15 protein-coding genes are annotated in these 17,299 nt (G+C 64.2%); 8 read left to right on the top strand and 7 right to left on the bottom strand.

From position 1 onward, the window contains the following. Positions 1-87: 87 nt before the first annotated feature. On the bottom strand, positions 88-1,323 hold the full coding sequence (locus QRQ56_RS12865; protein ID WP_094894507.1) for an LLM class flavin-dependent oxidoreductase: 1,236 nt from the start codon (positions 1,321-1,323) through the stop codon (positions 88-90). Positions 1,324-1,698: 375 nt separating this feature from the next. On the opposite strand from QRQ56_RS12865, the gene QRQ56_RS12860 reads away from it, so the two are divergent. After that, positions 1,699-3,102 (top strand): MFS transporter, encoded by a 1,404-nt coding sequence (locus QRQ56_RS12860; RefSeq protein WP_438740431.1) that lies wholly within the window; start codon positions 1,699-1,701, stop codon positions 3,100-3,102. Positions 3,103-3,249: 147 nt separating this feature from the next. Further along, positions 3,250-4,428, top strand: a complete 1,179-nt coding sequence (locus QRQ56_RS12855; protein WP_438740430.1) for an extracellular catalytic domain type 1 short-chain-length polyhydroxyalkanoate depolymerase — start codon at positions 3,250-3,252, stop codon at positions 4,426-4,428. A 46-nt stretch (positions 4,429-4,474) separates the two neighbouring features. Here QRQ56_RS12855 and QRQ56_RS12850 read toward each other — a convergent pair whose 3' ends face one another. Beyond that, on the bottom strand, positions 4,475-4,777 hold the full coding sequence (locus QRQ56_RS12850; RefSeq protein WP_438740428.1) for a hypothetical protein: 303 nt from the start codon (positions 4,775-4,777) through the stop codon (positions 4,475-4,477). A 137-nt stretch (positions 4,778-4,914) separates the two neighbouring features. Here QRQ56_RS12850 and QRQ56_RS12845 point away from each other — a divergent pair, with 137 nt between their 5' ends. Beyond that, complete coding sequence (locus QRQ56_RS12845; protein WP_438740426.1) at positions 4,915-5,283, top strand: winged helix-turn-helix transcriptional regulator; 369 nt, start codon at positions 4,915-4,917, stop codon at positions 5,281-5,283. A 3-nt stretch (positions 5,284-5,286) separates the two neighbouring features. Here the strand turns inward: QRQ56_RS12845 and QRQ56_RS12840 are convergent, their stop codons facing one another. After that, entirely contained in the window at positions 5,287-5,967 is a 681-nt protein-coding gene (locus tag QRQ56_RS12840) for an MBL fold metallo-hydrolase (protein WP_438740424.1), read from the bottom strand. A 100-nt stretch (positions 5,968-6,067) separates the two neighbouring features. Beyond that, on the bottom strand, positions 6,068-7,186 hold the full coding sequence (locus QRQ56_RS12835) for a vWA domain-containing protein (protein WP_438740423.1): 1,119 nt from the start codon (positions 7,184-7,186) through the stop codon (positions 6,068-6,070). A 259-nt stretch (positions 7,187-7,445) separates the two neighbouring features. On the opposite strand from QRQ56_RS12835, the gene QRQ56_RS12830 reads away from it, so the two are divergent. Continuing rightward, the gene (locus QRQ56_RS12830) at positions 7,446-9,044 is read left to right on the top strand and encodes an alpha-amylase family glycosyl hydrolase (RefSeq protein WP_438740421.1); all 1,599 of its coding nucleotides are present in this window, start codon (positions 7,446-7,448) and stop codon (positions 9,042-9,044) included. Between the two features lie 142 nt (positions 9,045-9,186). On the opposite strand, the gene QRQ56_RS12825 is transcribed toward QRQ56_RS12830, so the two are convergent. After that, positions 9,187-10,884 (bottom strand): alpha-amylase family protein, encoded by a 1,698-nt coding sequence (locus QRQ56_RS12825; RefSeq protein WP_438740420.1) that lies wholly within the window; start codon positions 10,882-10,884, stop codon positions 9,187-9,189. Between the two features lie 273 nt (positions 10,885-11,157). On the opposite strand from QRQ56_RS12825, the gene QRQ56_RS12820 reads away from it, so the two are divergent. After that, positions 11,158-11,649, top strand: a complete 492-nt coding sequence (locus QRQ56_RS12820) for an MmcB family DNA repair protein (protein WP_097661535.1) — start codon at positions 11,158-11,160, stop codon at positions 11,647-11,649. Positions 11,650-11,903: 254 nt separating this feature from the next. Here the strand turns inward: QRQ56_RS12820 and QRQ56_RS12815 are convergent, their stop codons facing one another. Both QRQ56_RS12815 and QRQ56_RS12810 read right to left on the bottom strand, forming a co-directional pair. Continuing rightward, on the bottom strand, positions 11,904-12,458 hold the full coding sequence (locus QRQ56_RS12815; RefSeq protein WP_097661536.1) for an ActR/PrrA/RegA family redox response regulator transcription factor: 555 nt from the start codon (positions 12,456-12,458) through the stop codon (positions 11,904-11,906). Positions 12,459-12,560: 102 nt separating this feature from the next. Then, the gene (locus QRQ56_RS12810; protein WP_438740418.1) at positions 12,561-13,880 is read right to left on the bottom strand and encodes an ActS/PrrB/RegB family redox-sensitive histidine kinase; all 1,320 of its coding nucleotides are present in this window, start codon (positions 13,878-13,880) and stop codon (positions 12,561-12,563) included. Between the two features lie 106 nt (positions 13,881-13,986). Here QRQ56_RS12810 and QRQ56_RS12805 point away from each other — a divergent pair, with 106 nt between their 5' ends. The 3 genes from QRQ56_RS12805 to QRQ56_RS12795 all read left to right on the top strand — a co-directional run bounded on the left by QRQ56_RS12805 (position 13,987) and on the right by QRQ56_RS12795 (position 17,264). Next, complete coding sequence (locus QRQ56_RS12805) at positions 13,987-14,790, top strand: ABC transporter ATP-binding protein (protein WP_438740416.1); 804 nt, start codon at positions 13,987-13,989, stop codon at positions 14,788-14,790. Positions 14,791-14,995: 205 nt separating this feature from the next. Beyond that, positions 14,996-15,814: an ABC transporter permease gene (locus QRQ56_RS12800; protein ID WP_438740414.1), complete on the top strand. Its 819-nt coding sequence runs from the start codon at positions 14,996-14,998 to the stop codon at positions 15,812-15,814. Positions 15,815-15,935: 121 nt separating this feature from the next. After that, on the top strand, positions 15,936-17,264 hold the full coding sequence (locus QRQ56_RS12795) for a polyhydroxyalkanoate depolymerase (RefSeq protein ID WP_438740412.1): 1,329 nt from the start codon (positions 15,936-15,938) through the stop codon (positions 17,262-17,264). Positions 17,265-17,299: the final 35 nt, after the last annotated feature.

Here is a 17,299-nt window from a genome sequence, read left to right as displayed (position 1 = left end):
ACTCCGAGTCTTCGTAAAACCACGTCCTGTGGCTATGGGTCCCGGGTTCGCGCTAGGCGCGCCCCGGGACGACGAACTGAGCGCGTCCTACCGCTTCGCCGCCTCCTTCTGCAGGTCCGGCGCGTTGACGGCGGGAATGGCGACGCGGCCGGGGCCCGTCACCTTCAGCGCCTCGGCGGCCTTCTCGTTCTCCATGATCTTGGCCATCACGGCCTGTCCCGCGCGCTCGAAGATCGCGCGGTTCTCGATCACGAATTTTTGCGACCGGCGCAGGCCGTCGATATAGCCGTTGATCTCGGGCACGACGTAGCGCGCGACCATGTCCCAGCTCCGGCGCGTGGCTTCCGGGTTGGCCCAGTCGTGCACGAAGCCGATGATGGCGCCGACGCCGCCGGACACCTGCATCACGTTCTTGATGGTTTTGACGAGATCGTCGGGCGTGCCGATGGTGGATGCGGCGCCCTCGACGAAGGCGGTCTTGTCCACCGCCTCGTCCGGCGATGAGAACGCGGTCAGCCCCGGCCGCTGCAGCGTGCCGACATTATATTCGTTGTGCCAGCGCATCAGCCCGGCACCGGCTTCCTTGCGGGCCTGCTCGCGGGTCTCGGCGATGTGGAAGGTCAGCAGCACGCGCCAGTTGGCGCGGTCGACCTTGGTGCCGTGCTTCTTCGCGGCATCCTCGGCGAACTGCCATTGCTGCTGCAGCGACATCAGCCCCTGCGTCGTCATCGAGCCCAGCGAGATGATGCCGCAGCCATATTTGCCGGCGAGCGTCATGCCCGAGGGCGAGATCTGCGAGGCCACCACGAACGGCATCTCCTCCTGCAACGGCAGGATCTGCAATGCGGCATCGTTCATGGTGAACCAGTCGCTCTTCGCGGTGACGCGCTCGCCGTTGAACAGGCGGCGGATCACGCCGATCGCCTCGTCCTGGCGGTCGCGCTGCGTCATCGGGTCGATGCCGAGCGTATGCGCGTCGGAGGCGAGCGCGCCGGGGCCGGAGCCGAAGATGGCGCGGCCACCGGTCATGTGGTCGAGCTGCACCATGCGCTGGGCGACGTTGTAGGGATGGTGATAGGGCAGCGACACCACGCCGGTGCCGAGCTTGATCCGCTTGGTGCGCTCACCGGCCGCGGCCAGGAACATCTCGGGCGACGCGATCATCTCCCAGCCTGAGGAATGATGCTCGCCGCACCAGAACTCGTCATAACCGAGCGCGTCGAGCTGCTCGACCAGGTCGAGATCGCGCCGGAACTGGAGCATCGGATGCTCCCCGATCGGGTGATGCGGGGCAAGAAAGGCTCCGAACTTCAGGCGCGCCATGGCGTTCTCTCCGGCTTTGATTTTCTGTTTGTTGAGAGGGTGAAGCTACGTGCCGGAGGCAGCAAACGCAATCGCGCCATGTCCCGTGTTGCGGAATGCAGGCATGCGATGAAGCTGCCTCTTCTCCGCTTCCGCTTGCGGGTGGAGGGTCGGGTGAGGGGCTCTCCGCGGTGACGGAGGTGGTTAAGGTTTTCGGACCCCTCAGCGTCATTGCGAGCGCAGCGAAGCAATCCAGAAATGCATCCGCGGAGAGACTCTGGATTGCTTCGCTGCGCTCGCAATGACGTACTGAGAGAGCGTCGATCCTACCTGCGAGGTAATCGCGGCGCGGCATGCCGTCTGCAATCATCGGCGAACCTCCCGAGGCCTCTACCGATGCATCAAATCGTCACACAGCCAATCGATTCGACCCGCCGCTGGTGGGTGCTGGCGATCGTGGTGGCCGCACAGTTCATGTTCGGCGTCGATGCCTTCATCGTGAACGTCGCCATTCCCACCATTGCGGTCGATCTGCGGGCGACGCCGGCGCAGATCGAATCCGTGATCGCGATCTACCTGATCGCCTATGCCACGCTGGTCGTCACCGGCGGCCGTCTCGGCGACATTCACGGCACCAGGAACGTGTTCCTCGCCGGCGTGCTTGGCTTCACCCTGACGTCGCTGTGGTGCGGCCTCGCGCAATCCGGCCTGGAGCTGATCATCGCCCGGCTGGCGCAGGGCGCGACCGCGGCGCTGATGGTGCCTCAAGTGCTGGCGACGCTGCACCTGCTGTTCACGGACGGCCAGCGCAGCCGCGCCTTCGCCATCTATGGCATCGTGCTGGGGCTGGCTGGCGCCGCAGGCTTCCTGCTCGGCGGCCTTCTGACCGCGGCTAATCTTGCCGGCACCGGCTGGCGTTCGGTGTTCTTCGTCAATGTGCCCAGCGGGCTTGTCATTGCCTTCGCCGCCTGGCGCACCATGCCGTCGGTGCCGCGCCGCTCTGGGACAAGGCTCGATATCAAAGGCAGCGTGGTCCTGTTCGCGGGGCTGCTGTGCCTGATTGGCCCGCTACTGTTCGGTCACGACCTCGGCTGGACGCCCTGGTTGTGGGCGGTGATGGCGCTCGGCGGCATCATCCTGGCCGCTTTCTTGAAGCTGGAGCAAGCCATTGCGCGCACGGGCATGCCGCTGATCGACCCCACGCTGCTGTCCGACGCTGCTTTCCTGCGGGGGCTCGGCGCAGCCTTGTTCTTCTTTCTCGCCAATCTCTCGTTCTATCTCGTCATGACGCTGTTCATGCAGCGCGGCCTCGATATCCCGCCGCTCGCGGCCGGCATGGCTTTCCTCCCGCTTGCGCTCGCCTTCGTCGTGGCGTCGCGTCACAGCGGCGTGCGGGCGCGGCATCGCGGCACCAAAGTGTTGATCGAAGGCTGCGCCGTGCAGATCGCAGGCCTCGCCGCGCTCGCGCTCGTCGTGGGTTACGTGGATGCGCCGTCGCCGCTGCTGCTCGCGCTCACCATGATCATCTTCGGCTACGGCCAGGGATTGGTGATGGCGCCTCTTTCGGGCGCGGTGCTCTCGACCGTAAAGCCCGTCGCGGCGGGCTCGGCCTCCGGCATCTACGGCACCACGGCCCAGATCGGAAATGCGGCCGGAGTGGCCGCAATCGGCGCGGTGTACTTCGCGGTCGAAGCGCTGCAATCAGCGCGCGCAGGATTTCTGATCTCGCTCGTGCTGTTTGTGACATTAATCATGATCTGCGCCGCATTTCTGTCGTGGCTGCGTCGCGCGACTGCATGAAGTTGAGGCATTGCGGTTAATACGTGAGGATTCCCCGGGGATTTCCGGCGATTTTCATCTGATTGACAGCGCACGGTCTTTTTATTTTGCAGCGCAGCAACTATCTGGTTTGGCTGGACGTTGAACGTCGCCCACCAGGAATTTGCCGTGTCGTTAGCCAAAAATGTCGATCTGCTGAGACGCCTGCCAAGGCTGGACGGTCTGCGCTTTGCCGAGTTCGGCCGTAGCGCGGATGCGCCCAGTCCGTTGCAGGAGGTCACCGGCTTCGGCGGCAACCCCGGTGCCTTGCGCATGTTCGCATTCGTGCCGGCGCAATTGCAGAAGCCGCGTGCGCTCGTCGTCGTGCTGCATGGCTGCGGCCAGACGGCGGCGGCTTACGATCTCGGCGCGGGTTGGTCGACGCTGGCCGAGCATTATGGCTTCGCGCTGCTGATGCCCGAGCAGCAGCGCATCAACAACGGCAACACCTGCTTCAACTGGTTCAGTCCCGAAGACACGGCGCGCGGCGGCGGCGAGGCGCAGTCGATCCGCGAGATGATCGCGCACATGGTCGGGGCGCATCGCATCGATCCCAGGCGCATCTTCATCACCGGCTTGTCCGCCGGCGGCGGCATGACGTCGGTGATGCTCGCGACCTATCCGGAAGTCTTCGCCGCCGGCGCTGTCATCGCGGGACTGCCCTACGGTATCGCCTCGAATTTGCGCGAGGCGCTCGACGGCATGTTTCATTCTCCCGTGCGTCCGGCGCGCGAGCTCGGCGATCTCGTCCGCAACGCCTCGGACCATCGCGGTCCCTGGCCGAAGATCTCGGTCTGGCACGGCAGCGCCGACCGCACCGTCAATCCCGGCAACGCCAACGAGATCGTCAAGCAGTGGCTCGATCTGCACGATCTGCCGGATGCGCCGATGGCTGAGACCATCGTCGATGGCTATCCGCGCCAGGCCTGGTGGGGCAAGGACGGCGCTACGCTGGTCGAATCCTACGCCATCACCGACATGGCTCACGGCACGCCGCTCGGGCTTGCCGACAACGATCAGCGCTACGGCGTCGAAGGCGCCTTCCTGATCGAGGCCGGCATCTCCTCGTCCTACCACATCGCGAAATTCTTCGGCCTCACCGACTGGATTGCGGACGCCGCAAAGGCGGAAGCCGGGCCCCCGACGAAGCCGGCGGCCAAGCCAGGGCTCTCGCCCGCGCCGCATCTCGCCCGTTCGATCCGCGCGGCGGTCGCCGAACAGCCCTCCGAGTCGAAGCAAGAGGCTCGCAGCTTCGATCTGGGCCAGATCATCACCCGCGCGCTGACCGCGGCGGGGTTGATGAAGTAGCCCCGCTGTCGTCCCTGCGTTCGCAGGGACGACGGCGAGATTGCCGCTACGCCGTCGCGTCGATCCACTCGATCGGCGTTGCCGTCACCTCGCCGCCGGAGACTTGCCGCGTCATCGCCGAATAGTGCTTGAAGAAGTCGCGCGACTGCAGTGCCTTCTGCGCGTCCTCGTCGGCGACGCTGGCAAGATGGAAGTAGTGGCCGTCATCGCGATTCTTCAGGACGCGATAGCCGATCCGCCCTTTCAGCTCGGGATCGCTGTCGATCGCCTTGATGAAGCGGCCGACCTCCTGATGCCAGGCGTCCGTCGTGCCATTCTTGAATTCGTATCGGATCATGAAGTGCTTCATGTGACGCTCCCTGTTCGTCATGTGCGTCATCATCTGCGGCTTGCGAGCGATCCTGCAAGTATGGACAAAATTGATAGTATGGACTTTTTCGACGTCGCTCCTATCCTTGCCAGTTCGATGCGCATGGAGGAGACGACATGGTAAAGGCGATGCCGGCGCGCAGCTGTCCGGTTGCGGCCTTTCAGAAGATGATCAGCGGTAAGTACAAGCTGCGCATCGTCTGGGACTTGAGGGGCGGTCCGCGCCGTTACGGTGAGATCCGGAGCGGCCTGCTCCGCGGTGCGAGCGGAAGCGCGGAGATCACGCCGCGCGTCCTTAGCCGTGAGCTGAAGGCACTGACGGTGAGCGGCCTGATCGACCGCAAGGATTTCGGCGAGGTGCCGCCGAAGGTCGAGTATCGCCTGACGCGGAAGGGAAAGAGTTTTGTACCCGTGGTCGCGGCGATACGTGAGTGGGGCGAACGCAATTTGAGCGAGTCCGCGGCGCTCGTGGACGCCGCGGAATGAAAGCTACATCTCGCCCGTAATGAACGGATTGGTCATCCGCTCCTGGCCGATGCTCGAGCCGGCGCCGTGGCCGCAAATGAAGCCGACGTCGTCGCCGAGCGGCAACAGCTTCGTCAGGATCGAGTTGATCAGCGTCGCGTGACTGCCGCCGGGCAGATCGGTGCGTCCGACCGAGCCCGCGAACAAGACGTCGCCGACATGGGCGAACCGCAACTCCTTGTTGAAGAACACGACGCTGCCAGGGGAGTGGCCGGGGCAGTGATAGATGTCGAATTCGAGGTCGCCGATCGAGACGGTGTCGCCCTCGTTGAGCCAGCGGTCGGGCGCGAAATTACGCACGCCGGTCATGCCGAAGCGTGCGCCGCTCTCGACCACGTTGTCGAGCAGGAACTTGTCGGCTTCGTGCGGCCCCTCGATCGGCACTTTGAGCGCATCGCGCAGATCGGCGGCGCCGCCGACATGGTCGATGTGGCCGTGTGTCAGCCAGATCTTCTCGACGGTGACGCCGGTCTGCTTGATTGCGTCGAGGATCTTCGGCACGTCCCCGCCGGGATCGATCACCACGGCCTTCTTGGAAGGCTCGCTCCAGATGATGGTGCAGTTCTGCTCGAACAGCGTCACGGGGACGATGATCGCTCCTGCCTTGGATTGCGAAGAGTCTTGGGCGTCATTTTGCTCGGTCATGGCGCCACAATGCCGATTTTTGCCATGCCGCCAAGCAAAAGATTCGGGCGAGGGCGCGGGAGGGGACCCCGGGGAACGACCGTTCCCCGGGGCGCCGCGCTTACCGCTTGAGCTGCGCTTTCAACGTCTCCTGGACGACGCCGTCGAAGGACGAGGTCTTGGGCGATTTCGCCGCCCGCTCGGCGATGTATTTGTCGCGCTTGACGACCAGTGCGGTGAGCTTCTCGTTCAAGCTCTTGCGCTGCCCGACCTGCTTGGCAACTTCGGCCTCGCGCTGCTCGGGTTTCATGGCGCGCAAATTGTCGGGCAGGTCGGAATCCTTGACCGCGGCGACGCTGGTCGTGCCCTTGGCCGCATCGGCGACGAGATCGCCGCCGCCGGTGACGGCTTCGGCGGTCGCGGCTGATCGCTTGTTGATGTAGCTCGCCATGTCGGAAGCGCTCGAAGGCGCGGCCGCCGCGATGCTGGCGGTCTGGCGCATCTTCATCTCGGTGTGCCGCTGACGCTCGCGCGGGCCATAGGGGATCACGGTTTCGTTGAGCTGCTGCTGCAGGATGATGATGTCCTGGTCGAAAGGCGTTTCGATCACCACGACCTGCCCGCCGTCCTGCGGGATCGGAATGAAGCGGCCTTGGCTGGTCTGGGCGATGTCACGCCAGACCCGCTCGGTGTCGCGGGCATCGCCGGCGAGCACGGCATTGACGATGATGTCTTTCTGCCTCGCGACCGCCAGCGTGGTCGGATATTTCGTGTCCTGCGCATAGTCCATGTGCGGCGGCGCGTCGCCGACCAGGAAGACGATGTGCCTGACGTCGCTTCCTTGCGTCCATTGCAGCTTGTTGACGGCAACGTCGAGCGCCTCGTTGACGCTTTCCGGCCAGTCGCCGCCGCCGCGGGCCTTCAGCTCCAGGAGGTTGGCATAGAGATCCTGGATGTCGCGGGTCAGCTCGATCTTCGACGTCACGTAATCGTCGCCGATGTCGCGATAGGCGACGAGACCCATGCGGATGTCGGCGTCCGGATTGGAATCGACGATCGTGGTGGCGATCGACCAGATCTTGCGCTTGGCGCCCTCGATCAGCCGCGCCATCGAGCCCGTGGTATCGAGCACGAAGGCGACCTCGACGGCCGGCCTGGCGTAAGCGGGAGACAGTCCTGCCGCGAGCGGCAGGCCGGCGAGTGCGAAGGCGAGCGAGCACAGTGTGATGCGTGACCTCATGGGTCCCTCCAGTGGTTTCGTCCCTCGGAACCGAGGTTCCACTGGCATCGCGGTGGCCTGAAGCCGGAACAACGGCCGGACTGGCGCTAAATTGCGGCGAAACCCGCACGATACAGGCTCCCGCGCCGCTTTCACCGCCACGGCCGCCATATCCAGTTTTACGTTCGGCCGTCGCCCCGGCCTCCCGGCGGAACTTTTGCGTGAACCCTTGTCGCGCTTCCGCGTTGCTGTCCGCGCGAAGCGCATTCGGGGGACGATCTTGGCTCAAAGCAGTAACTGGTGGCGCGACGGCATTTTCTATCAGATCTACCCGCGCTCGTTTCAGGATTCGGACGGTGACGGCGTCGGCGACCTCGCGGGCATTTTGCGGCGGCTGCCTTACGTCAAATCGCTCGGCGTCGACGCGATCTGGCTGTCGCCGATCTTTCCCTCGCCCATGGCCGATTTCGGTTACGACATCTCCGACTACACCGGCATCGAGCCGCTGTTCGGCACGATGGACGATTTCGACGCGCTGATCGCGGCCGTCCATGACAGCGGCCTGAAGCTGATCCTCGATCTCGTGCCGAACCACACCTCCGACCAGCATCCCTGGTTCGTCGAGAGCCGCGCTTCGCGCGACAATCCCAAACGCGACTGGTACATCTGGCGCGATCCGGCGCCCGACGGCGGCGCGCCGAACAACTGGTTGTCCGAGTTCGGCGGCAGCGCCTGGCAGCTCGATGAGACCACGGGACAATATTACTATCACGCCTTTCTCGCCCAGCAGCCGGACCTGAACTGGCGCAACCCGGATGTCCGCAACGCCATCTACGACGTGATGCGGTTCTGGCTGGAGAAAGGCGTCGACGGCTTTCGCGTCGACGTGATCTGGCACCTGATCAAGGACGCCGAATTCCGCGACAATCCGCCGAACCCGCATTATGTCGAGGGCCGGCCGCCGAACGAGAAGATTCTGACGCAATATTCCACTGACCAGGCCGAGGTGCACGACGTCATCGCCGAGATGCGGCGCGTCACCGACGCCTACTCCGCGCGCGTGCTGATCGGCGAGATCTATCTGCCGCTGCATCGTCTCATGGCCTATTACGGCAACGACCTCACCGGCGCGCAGATGCCGTTCAACTTCGCGCTGCTCTCGACGTTCTGGAGCGCGCGCTCGATCGAGAAGATCGTCGAGGATTACGAGAAGGCGCTGCCGCGCGGCGCGTGGCCGAATTGGGTGCTCGGCAATCACGACCGGCCGCGCGTGGCGAGCCGCGTCGGGCCCGAGCAGGCGCGCGTCGCCGCCATGCTGCTGCTGACGTTGCGCGGCACGCCGACGCTCTATTACGGCGACGAGATCGGGATGCATCAGGTCGCCATCGCGCCGGAGGATGTCCGCGATCCCTTCGAGAAGAACGTGCCCGGTATCGGCGTCGGCCGCGACGGCTGCCGCACGCCGATGCAATGGGATGGATCCGCATTCGCCGGCTTCTCCAGGGCGCGGCCGTGGCTGCCGCTGCCGGAGCACTATGTGCGCGACAACGTCGTCAATCTCGAAGCCGATGCGCGCTCGATCCTCAATCTCTACAAGCGCCTGATCAATTTGCGAAAGAGCTGCCCACAGCTGATCGCAGGCGATTATCACCCGATCGCGGCGCAAGGCGATCTCCTGATCTATCGCCGCGAGGCAGAGGGCAAGGCGGTGATCGTCGCGCTCAATCTCGGCCCCGAGCCGATCGCGGTGACGACGAGCGCGATAAGGTTCGGCAGCACGATTTTGCTGTCGACGTTCCAGGATCGCGAGGGAGAGGAGATCGAAGGCGTGCTCGATCTGCGCGGCAATGAGGGGGTGATCGTGGCGCCGCCGCCCTAGGTGTCACGAAATGGCCGACGCTCTTTCCGCGTCATTGCGAGGAGCCCTCGCGACGAAGCAATCCAGGATCCTTCCCAGGCGGCAGTCTGGATTGCTTCGCTGCGCTCGCAATGACGATTGCTGAAGCGGCGGAGCCTCAATCTCACCCCGGATGCCTATTCCCCTTCGTATCCCCGTCGATATCACCCCGCTTCAACAAATAATCCAGCCCGCCGACGCGGTACCAGCGATAGCCGTAGGGCTCCAGCACCACGCGGTGCTGGCCGCGCTTGTCGGCGTGGCTGTGGTCCTCGGCGAGCAGATTGATCAGATGCGCGCCGGCTTCGCCCGGCAGCCCGACCGAGAACGCCGTCTCCCGCGGCGTCTCGTCGAGATTGTGCACGAACAGCACCGAATTGTTGCGCCAGTCGTAGCGCATGATGAACACGGCGGGATCGCGCGTCGCAATGATGGCGAAATCGCCCCAGCCGATCTCCGGCACCTCTTTCCGCATGCGGACGATGCGTTCGGTCCAGTTCAGCATCGAGTTGGGATCGCGCCGCTGCTTGGCGACATTGAGGTGCGGATAGCCGTACGGGCCCTTGTCGATCACAGGGCAGGCGGGCTTGTCGCTCTTGGTGAAGCCGCCATGCGGCTCGGTCGACCATTGCATCGGCGTGCGCGCGCAATTGCGTTCGGGCAGCGAGAGGTCGTCGCCCATCGCGATCTCGTCGCCGTAGCGGATCACGGGCGTCCCCGGCAGCGTGCATAGCAGGCTGTAGGCGAGCTCCAGCCGCCTGCGGTCGCCGCCCAGCATCGGCGCCAGCCGCCGGCGGATGCCGCGGTCGTAGAGCTGCATGTCCTTGTCGGGGCCGAACGATTTGAACACGGCATCGCGCTGCGGCTTGGTCAGCCGTCCGAGATCGAGCTCGTCGTGATTGCGCAGGAACAGCCCCCATTGCGCCGAGGCCGGCCGCGGCTTGGTCGCCTTCAGCGCTTTTGCCAGCGGGCGCGAATCGGCGGAGGCCAGCGCATAGAACAGATGCTGGTTGACGTGGAAGTTGAACATCATGTGCATGCGGTCGGCATCCTTGCCGAAATACTCCATGTCGGTTTCCGGCAGCACATTGGCTTCGGCGAGGATGATGGCGTCGCCCTGCCGCCATTGCAGGAATTCGCGGAACGCGCGCAGCATGTCGTATTGCTCGACCGGCTTCTTCACCTTGGCGCCCTTGGTCGCGATCACGAAGGGCACGGCGTCCATCCGGAAGCCGGAGACGCCGAGCTGAATCCAGAAGCCCATGATCTTGAGAATTTCCGCCTGCACGTGCGGGTTCGACGTGTTGAGATCGGGCTGGAAATCGTAGAAGCGATGGAAGTAATAGGCGCCGGCCTCCTTGTCGCGCGTCCAGGTCGATTTCTGCACGCCGGGAAACACCATGCCCTTGTTGGCGCCGGCCGGCTTCTTGTCGGACCACACATACCAATCGCGATACGGCGAGCTCTTGTCGCGCCGCGCTTCCTTGAACCATGGATGCTGGTCGGAGGTGTGGTTGACGACGAGGTCGATGATGATCCGGATCCCGCGCTGCTTGCAGCCATGGGTGAATTCGACGAAATCGCCGAGCGTGCCGTAGCGGGGATCGACGCTGTAATAATCGGCGATGTCGTAGCCGTCGTCGCGGCCCGGAGATGTCTGGAACGGCATCAGCCAGATCGTGGTGATGCCGAGACCGTGGAGATAGTCGAGCCGGCGCAGCAGGCCCTTGAAGTCGCCGATACCGTCGCCGTTGGCGTCCATGTAGCTGCCGACGGACAGGCAATAGATCACGCCATTCTTGTACCAGAGATCGTCGATCATGCGTGGCCGCCTCGAGGGTTCCGCCCGGGTATGGCGGCTGCGTGATAAGTGCGTGAGGGAGGCGAGGTTCCGCGTTCTCGCTGTCGTCCCGGGGCGCGCAAAGCGCGAGCCCGGGACCCATAGCCACAGGAAGCAGTTTTGCGAAGATCCGGAATTGCCGCTTCGCTCTACAACCTCTTCCTGTGGTTATGGATTCCCGGCTCGCGCTGCGCGCGCCCCGGAATGACGAATGGAGAGAGTGTCGCTCCTGACGGAATCGGCTATCCTCCCTCCATGGATAGCCCCGCCCGCAACATCGCGCTCGTTCCGCCGCCTGACCGCCGTCAATCCGAGACGGCACTCGCGATCGCGCGCGGCACCTCTCGGCTGCTGCGCTCGCTCGGCTTCTCCTGCATCAGCGAATTGCCGCTGCCCTCGGGCCGGCGCGCGGATCTGGTCGCGCTGAACGAGCGCGGCGAGATCTGGATCGTCGAGATCAAATCGTCGGTGGAGGATCTGCGCGCCGACCAGAAATGGCACGAGTACCGCGCCCATTGCGACCGACTGTTCTTCGCCTTCACGCAGGACCTGCCGTGCGAGATCTTTCCTGCGGAGACCGGCCTGATCGTCGCCGATGCCTATGGCGCGCACATGCAATGCGAGGCGCCCGAGCACAAGCTCGCCGCCGCCACCCGCAAGCAGATGACGGTGCGGTTCGGCATGGCAGCGGCGCTGCGCATCAACCGCCTAGTCGATCCGCAAGGGCATGCGGAGTTTTGGGAATGATTGTGTAGGATGGGTAGAGCGCAGCGAAACCCATCACCTTTGGTGCGCGCAACGCAGAAGATGGGTTTCGCTGCGCTCTACCCATCCTACGAGACCGCTTTCCCACGCGACCTGTCGCTCCGTCATCCTGAGGTGCTCGCGTAGCGAGCCTCGAAGGATGTAAGGCCCAGATGTAGCCCGGCCGTCGCCCTTCGAGGGCCGCCGAAGAGGCGGCCACCTCAGGGTGACGGTGATAGATTGACGGGTACGAAAATTTACCGCGGCGCGCGCTTCGCCAAAATGCGCTGCAGGGTACGCCGGTGCATGTTGAGCCGCCTTGCCGTCTCCGAGACGTTGCGGTTGCACATTTCGTAAATGCGCTGGATGTGCTCCCAGCGGACGCGGTCGGCCGACATCGGGTTCGCCGGCAGCTCGGACTTTTCCGCGCTGGTCGAGAGCAGTGCGGCGACGACGTCGTCGGCATCCGCGGGCTTCGACAGATAATCGATCGCGCCCATCTTCACCGCGGTGACGGCGGTGGCGATGTTGCCATAGCCGGTCAGCACGATCGCGCGCGCGTCGGGGCGCTTCTTCTTCAGTGCAGAGACGACGTCGAGGCCGTTGCCGTCGCCGAGCCGCAGGTCGACGACCGCGAATGCAGGCGCAGCCTTGCCGATCTGCGCAAGACCGTCCGAGACGGTGTCGCATGACGTCACCGCGAAGCCACGCGTCTCCATGGCGCGCGACAGCCGCTCCAGAAACGGCTTGTCGTCTTCCACGATGAGAAGCGAGCGGTCGGTCTGTTCGTTCAGTTCGGCGATGGCGTTCAAGGTTTTTCCTCTCTCCTGCTCATCTACATATGGCCTCGCAATCGGGCGGTGCCAAGGCCGCCAATGGTCGATCGGGCCCGTTGTGCGACGCAAGGTCGCGGCCTATCCTATTGTTTCTTCGAGGCTCTCGATAGCCTCAAAACGCTCTCTCAGCCACGTGATCTGGACCACGGCACCGTGTTCCGGAAAGGTCCGGTTGGTAAACGATACCTTGGCGCCGGTGCGCTCCAGCAAGGTGCGCGCGATGAACACGCCGAGGCCGAGGCCGCGTCGTTCGCCCCCGCCCTCATCCTGGGTGCGCCGCCGCGACAAATAGGGCTCGCCGATCCGGTTCAGGATGTCGGGGGGAATGCCGAGCCCGTCGTCGGAGATCACGAGCTCGATCGTGTCCTTGTTCCACCATGCGTTCACCTCGACGGTGGTATGGGCGAAATCGACCGCGTTCTCGACGATGTTGCCGACGCCGTAGAGGATCGCCGGATTGCGCGACCCCACCGGCTCGGACACCACGGCCACCGCGATCCGCACCTTGATCTCGACGCCGAAATCGCGGTGCGGGGCCACCACCTCCTCGATCAGCTCCGACAGCTTCATGCGGTCGAACGGCGCGTCGGTGGAGAGCTGGGTGATCTTGCTCAGGATGTCGCGGCAACGCTGGGTCTGCTCGCGCAGCGTCTTCAGGTCGGCGGCAAAACTGGCGTCCTTCACCGTCTTTTCCAGCTCGCGCGAGATCAGGAAGATCGTGGCGAGCGGTGTGCCGAGCTCATGGGCGGCGGCCGCGGCAAGGCCGTCGAGCTGGGTCAGATGCTGCTCGCGCGTCAGCACCAGCTCGGTCGCGGCCAGCGCGTCCGCGAGCTTGCGCGCCTCCTCGGTGACCTGGAACGAGTAGAGACTGGTGACGCCGATCGCGAGCACAATGGAGAGCCAGACGCCGACGAGATAGATCGGCGGCAGCACCAAGGGATCGTCGGAATCCCACGGTAGCGGCAGATGGAAGAAGAACAGCACCGAGGCGCAGGCCACGGCGAGCACGCCGAGGCCGAAGGTGAAGCGCGCCGGCAGCGCGGTCGCTGAGATCAGCACCGGCGCAAGAAACAGGAACGAGAACGGGTTCTGCAAGCCCCCGGTGAAATACAGCAGGCCGGCCAGTTCCACGATGTTCAGCGCGAGCAGGCCGGCCGCCTGCATCGGCTCCAGCCGGTGCATCGGATTGGCCGCGGTCTGGAGCGCCAGGTTCAGGGCCGCCGACAAGGCGATGATGCTGACGCAGGGGACGATCTCGACGTTGAATTCCAGCCCCTGCGCCACGATGAAGATCGCCGCGAGCTGGCCCAGCACCGCAAGCCAGCGCAGCCGCAGGATCGTATCCAGGCGGATATGCCGCTGCGCGGGGCGGAAGTCGGAAGCAGCAATTTCGGTCATCTCGGCCAATGGGGCGGTGCCTTCTAAGCTCACAAACGCTGGGCTCGCGGAACCACCGGATTACAAGCCTTGCGCTCCCTGCCGCAATAGCAGAAGAACGACCAGCATGACCGAGAATGACGAGGCTTCAAGTCGGCCGACTGTCGCGGAGCGCAGCTTGCCCGCGGCGATCGCGGTCGATCACCTCGTCAAGGTCTACAAGCAGACCCGCGCCGTCGACGATATCTCCTTTGTCCTGCCGCGCGGCAGCATCACCGGGCTTCTGGGCGGCAACGGCGCCGGCAAGACCACGACGATCGCGATGATCATGGGCCTGGTGCTGCCGACCTCCGGCCGCGTCGAGGTCCTCGGCCATCGCATGCCCGAGCAGAGCGCTTCCGTGCTGGGGCGGATGAATTTCGAGAGCCCCTATGTCGACATGCCGATGCGGCTCACGGTGCGGCAAAACCTCACCGTGTTCGGCAAGCTCTATGCGGTGAAGAATTTGTCGGAACGGATCGCCGTGCTCGCGGATGATCTCGACCTCACCGAATTCATCGACCGCGCCAACGGCAAGCTGTCCGCCGGCCAGAAGACCCGCGTCGCACTGGCCAAGGCGCTGATCAACCAGCCCGAATTGTTGCTGCTGGACGAGCCGACCGCCTCGCTCGACCCCGACACGGCCGACTGGGTGCGGGCGCATCTGGAGCGCTACCGCAGGGATCGCAACGCCACCATCCTTCTGGCTTCGCACAACATGCTCGAAGTCGAGCGGCTCTGCGACCGCGTCATCATCATGAAGCGCGGCCGCATCGAGGACGACGACACGCCCAAGGCGATCATGGCCCGCTACAACCGCACCACGCTGGAGGAGGTTTTCCTGGACGTCGCGCGCGGCCGGGTGAATGGCGCGAAGGAGGCGGTGAGGTGAGGGGGAATTGTAGAACCCTGAATAGAGTCCCGTCATTCCGGGGCGCGCGGAGCGCGAGCCCGGAATCCATAACCACAGGCGACAACTGTGAGGCGAGACGGGTAACCCCGAGTCTTCGTCAAATTCAATCCTGTGGTTATGGATCCCGGGCCCGCGACTATGTCGCGTCCCGGGATGACAGTCACCATCCGGGCTAAGTGCAGCCATGACCGACACCTCCCTCCACACCGGCATTTCCGTCCATCGCATCGGCGCGATGATCCTGCGCTATTGGTACCTGCTGCTGTCGTCATGGCCGCGGCTGCTCGAACTGCTGTATTGGCCCGCGCTTCAGGTCATCACCTGGGGCTTCATCCAGTACTACATCGCCGAGAATGCCAGCTTCTTCGCGCGCGCCGGCGGCACGCTGATCGGCGCCGTCATCCTCTGGGACATCCTGTTTCGCGGCCAGCTCGGCTTCTCCATCTCGTTTCTGGAGGAGATGTGGGCGCGCAATCTCGGCAACCTCATGATGAGCCCGCTCAAGCCGATCGAGTTTCTGCTGTCATTGATGGTGATGAGCCTGATCCGGCTCGCGATCGGCGTCATCCCGATGACGCTGCTGGCGCTGTTCCTGTTTCACTTCAACGTCTACGCGCTCGGCCTGCCGCTGATCGCCTTCTTCTGCAATCTGATCTTCACGAGTTGGTCCGTCGGCATCTTCGTCTCGGGCCTGGTGCTGCGAAACGGCCTCGGCGCCGAGAGCATCGTCTGGACCCTGATGTTTGCGATCATGCCGCTTGCCTGCATCTATTATCCCGTCAGCGTGCTGCCGGGTTGGCTGCAATACGCCGCCTGGACGCTGCCGCCGACTTACGTGTTCGAGGGCATGCGCGCGCTGCTGATCGAGAACACCTTCCGCAGCGACCTGATGCTGGATGCGCTGGCCATCAATGCGGTGCTTCTGGTTGCATCTTTTGGGGCATTCCTTGCCCTTCTGCGCAGCGCCAAGCGGCACGGCTCGCTGCTGTCCGGAGGCGAGTAGCGTCACTTTCTCGTGGATTTGGACAGGTTTGGCGGTTTCGGCCACGTAGATGTACGGAACCATGCATTGACGCAATATTACGCATTCGGCAGTATGCTGCGATGCGAAGAGGAATATAGCGATGCCCATTGGTGAGTTTGGCGGCGCGCCGCCCCTGGCGGCTGAAGGCAGTCCGGTACTGACGACGCCGATGTACTGGATGTACGAGATGGCGCACGCCGCTCTCAATCCGGCACGGGCCGTCACCGACGCAACCAAGCTGCTGTTTCAAAATCCGCTCAATCCCTGGACGCGCACCGAGGTCGGCAAGTCGGTCGCCGCGGCCTGCGAATTGTTCGAGCGCACCACGCGCCGCTACGGCAAGCCGGAATGGGGCTTGGACGATACCGAGGTCAACGGCATCCGCGTCCCCGTCGAGGTTCGCTCGGTCTGGGAAAAGCCGTTCTGCCGGCTGCTCTATTTCGATCGCAAGTTCGCTCGCCCGCTGCGCAGCCCGCAGCCGCGCGTGCTGATCGTGGCGCCGATGTCCGGCCATTACGCGACGCTGCTGCGTGGCACGGTCGAGGCCTTCCTGCCCGCTCATGAGGTCTACATCACCGATTGGGCCGACGCCCGCATGGTGCCGCTCAGCGACGGCCGCTTCGATCTCGACGATTACATCGATTACGTCATCGAGATGCTGCACGTGCTCGGCGGCAACACCCATGTCATGGCGGTGTGCCAGCCCTCCGTGCCCGTCGTCGCAGCGGTTTCGATCATGGAAGCGCGGCGCGATCCCTTCGTGCCGACCTCGATGACGCTGATGGGCGGCCCCATCGACACCCGTCGCAATCCGACCGGGGTGAACAACCTCGCGCAGGAGCGCGGCATCGACTGGTTCCGCAACCACGTCATCACCAAGGTGCCGTTTCCGCATCCGGGCATGATGCGCGACGTCTATCCGGGCTTCCTGCAGCTCAACGGGTTCATCAGCATGAACCTCGATCGGCACATGGACGCCCACAAGCAGCTCTTCGCCAATCTGGTGAAGGGCGACGGTGACCTCGTCGACAAGCATCGCGAGTTCTACGACGAATACCTCGCGGTGATGGACCTGTCCGCCGAGTATTACCTCCAGACCGTCGACACCGTGTTCGTGAAGCACTCGCTGCCGAAGGGCGAGATGACCCATCGCGGAACACGCGTCGATCCCTCCAAGGTCACGCGCGTTGCGCTGATGACGGTGGAAGGCGAGAACGACGACATCTCCGGTCTCGGTCAGACCGAAGCAACGCACACATTGTGCAGCTCGATCCCCGATCATCGCCGCGTTCATTACGTCCAGAAGGGCGTTGGACATTACGGCGTGTTCAACGGCTCGCGCTTCAAGTCGGAAATCGTGCCGCGGATTCATGACTTCATGGTCTCCGCAGCGAATCCGAGCTCATTGCAGGCGCGCGCGGCCGAATAAGCTTCGTTTTCGGCTTTCCCGTCGAAAAATCAGGT

This window comes from Bradyrhizobium sp. U531 (assembly GCF_051710265.1).
Lineage (GTDB): Bacteria > Pseudomonadota > Alphaproteobacteria > Rhizobiales > Xanthobacteraceae > Bradyrhizobium.
The sequence above is the reverse complement of the archived record's forward strand: the minus strand, read 5'-3'. Positions and strand labels throughout refer to the sequence as shown.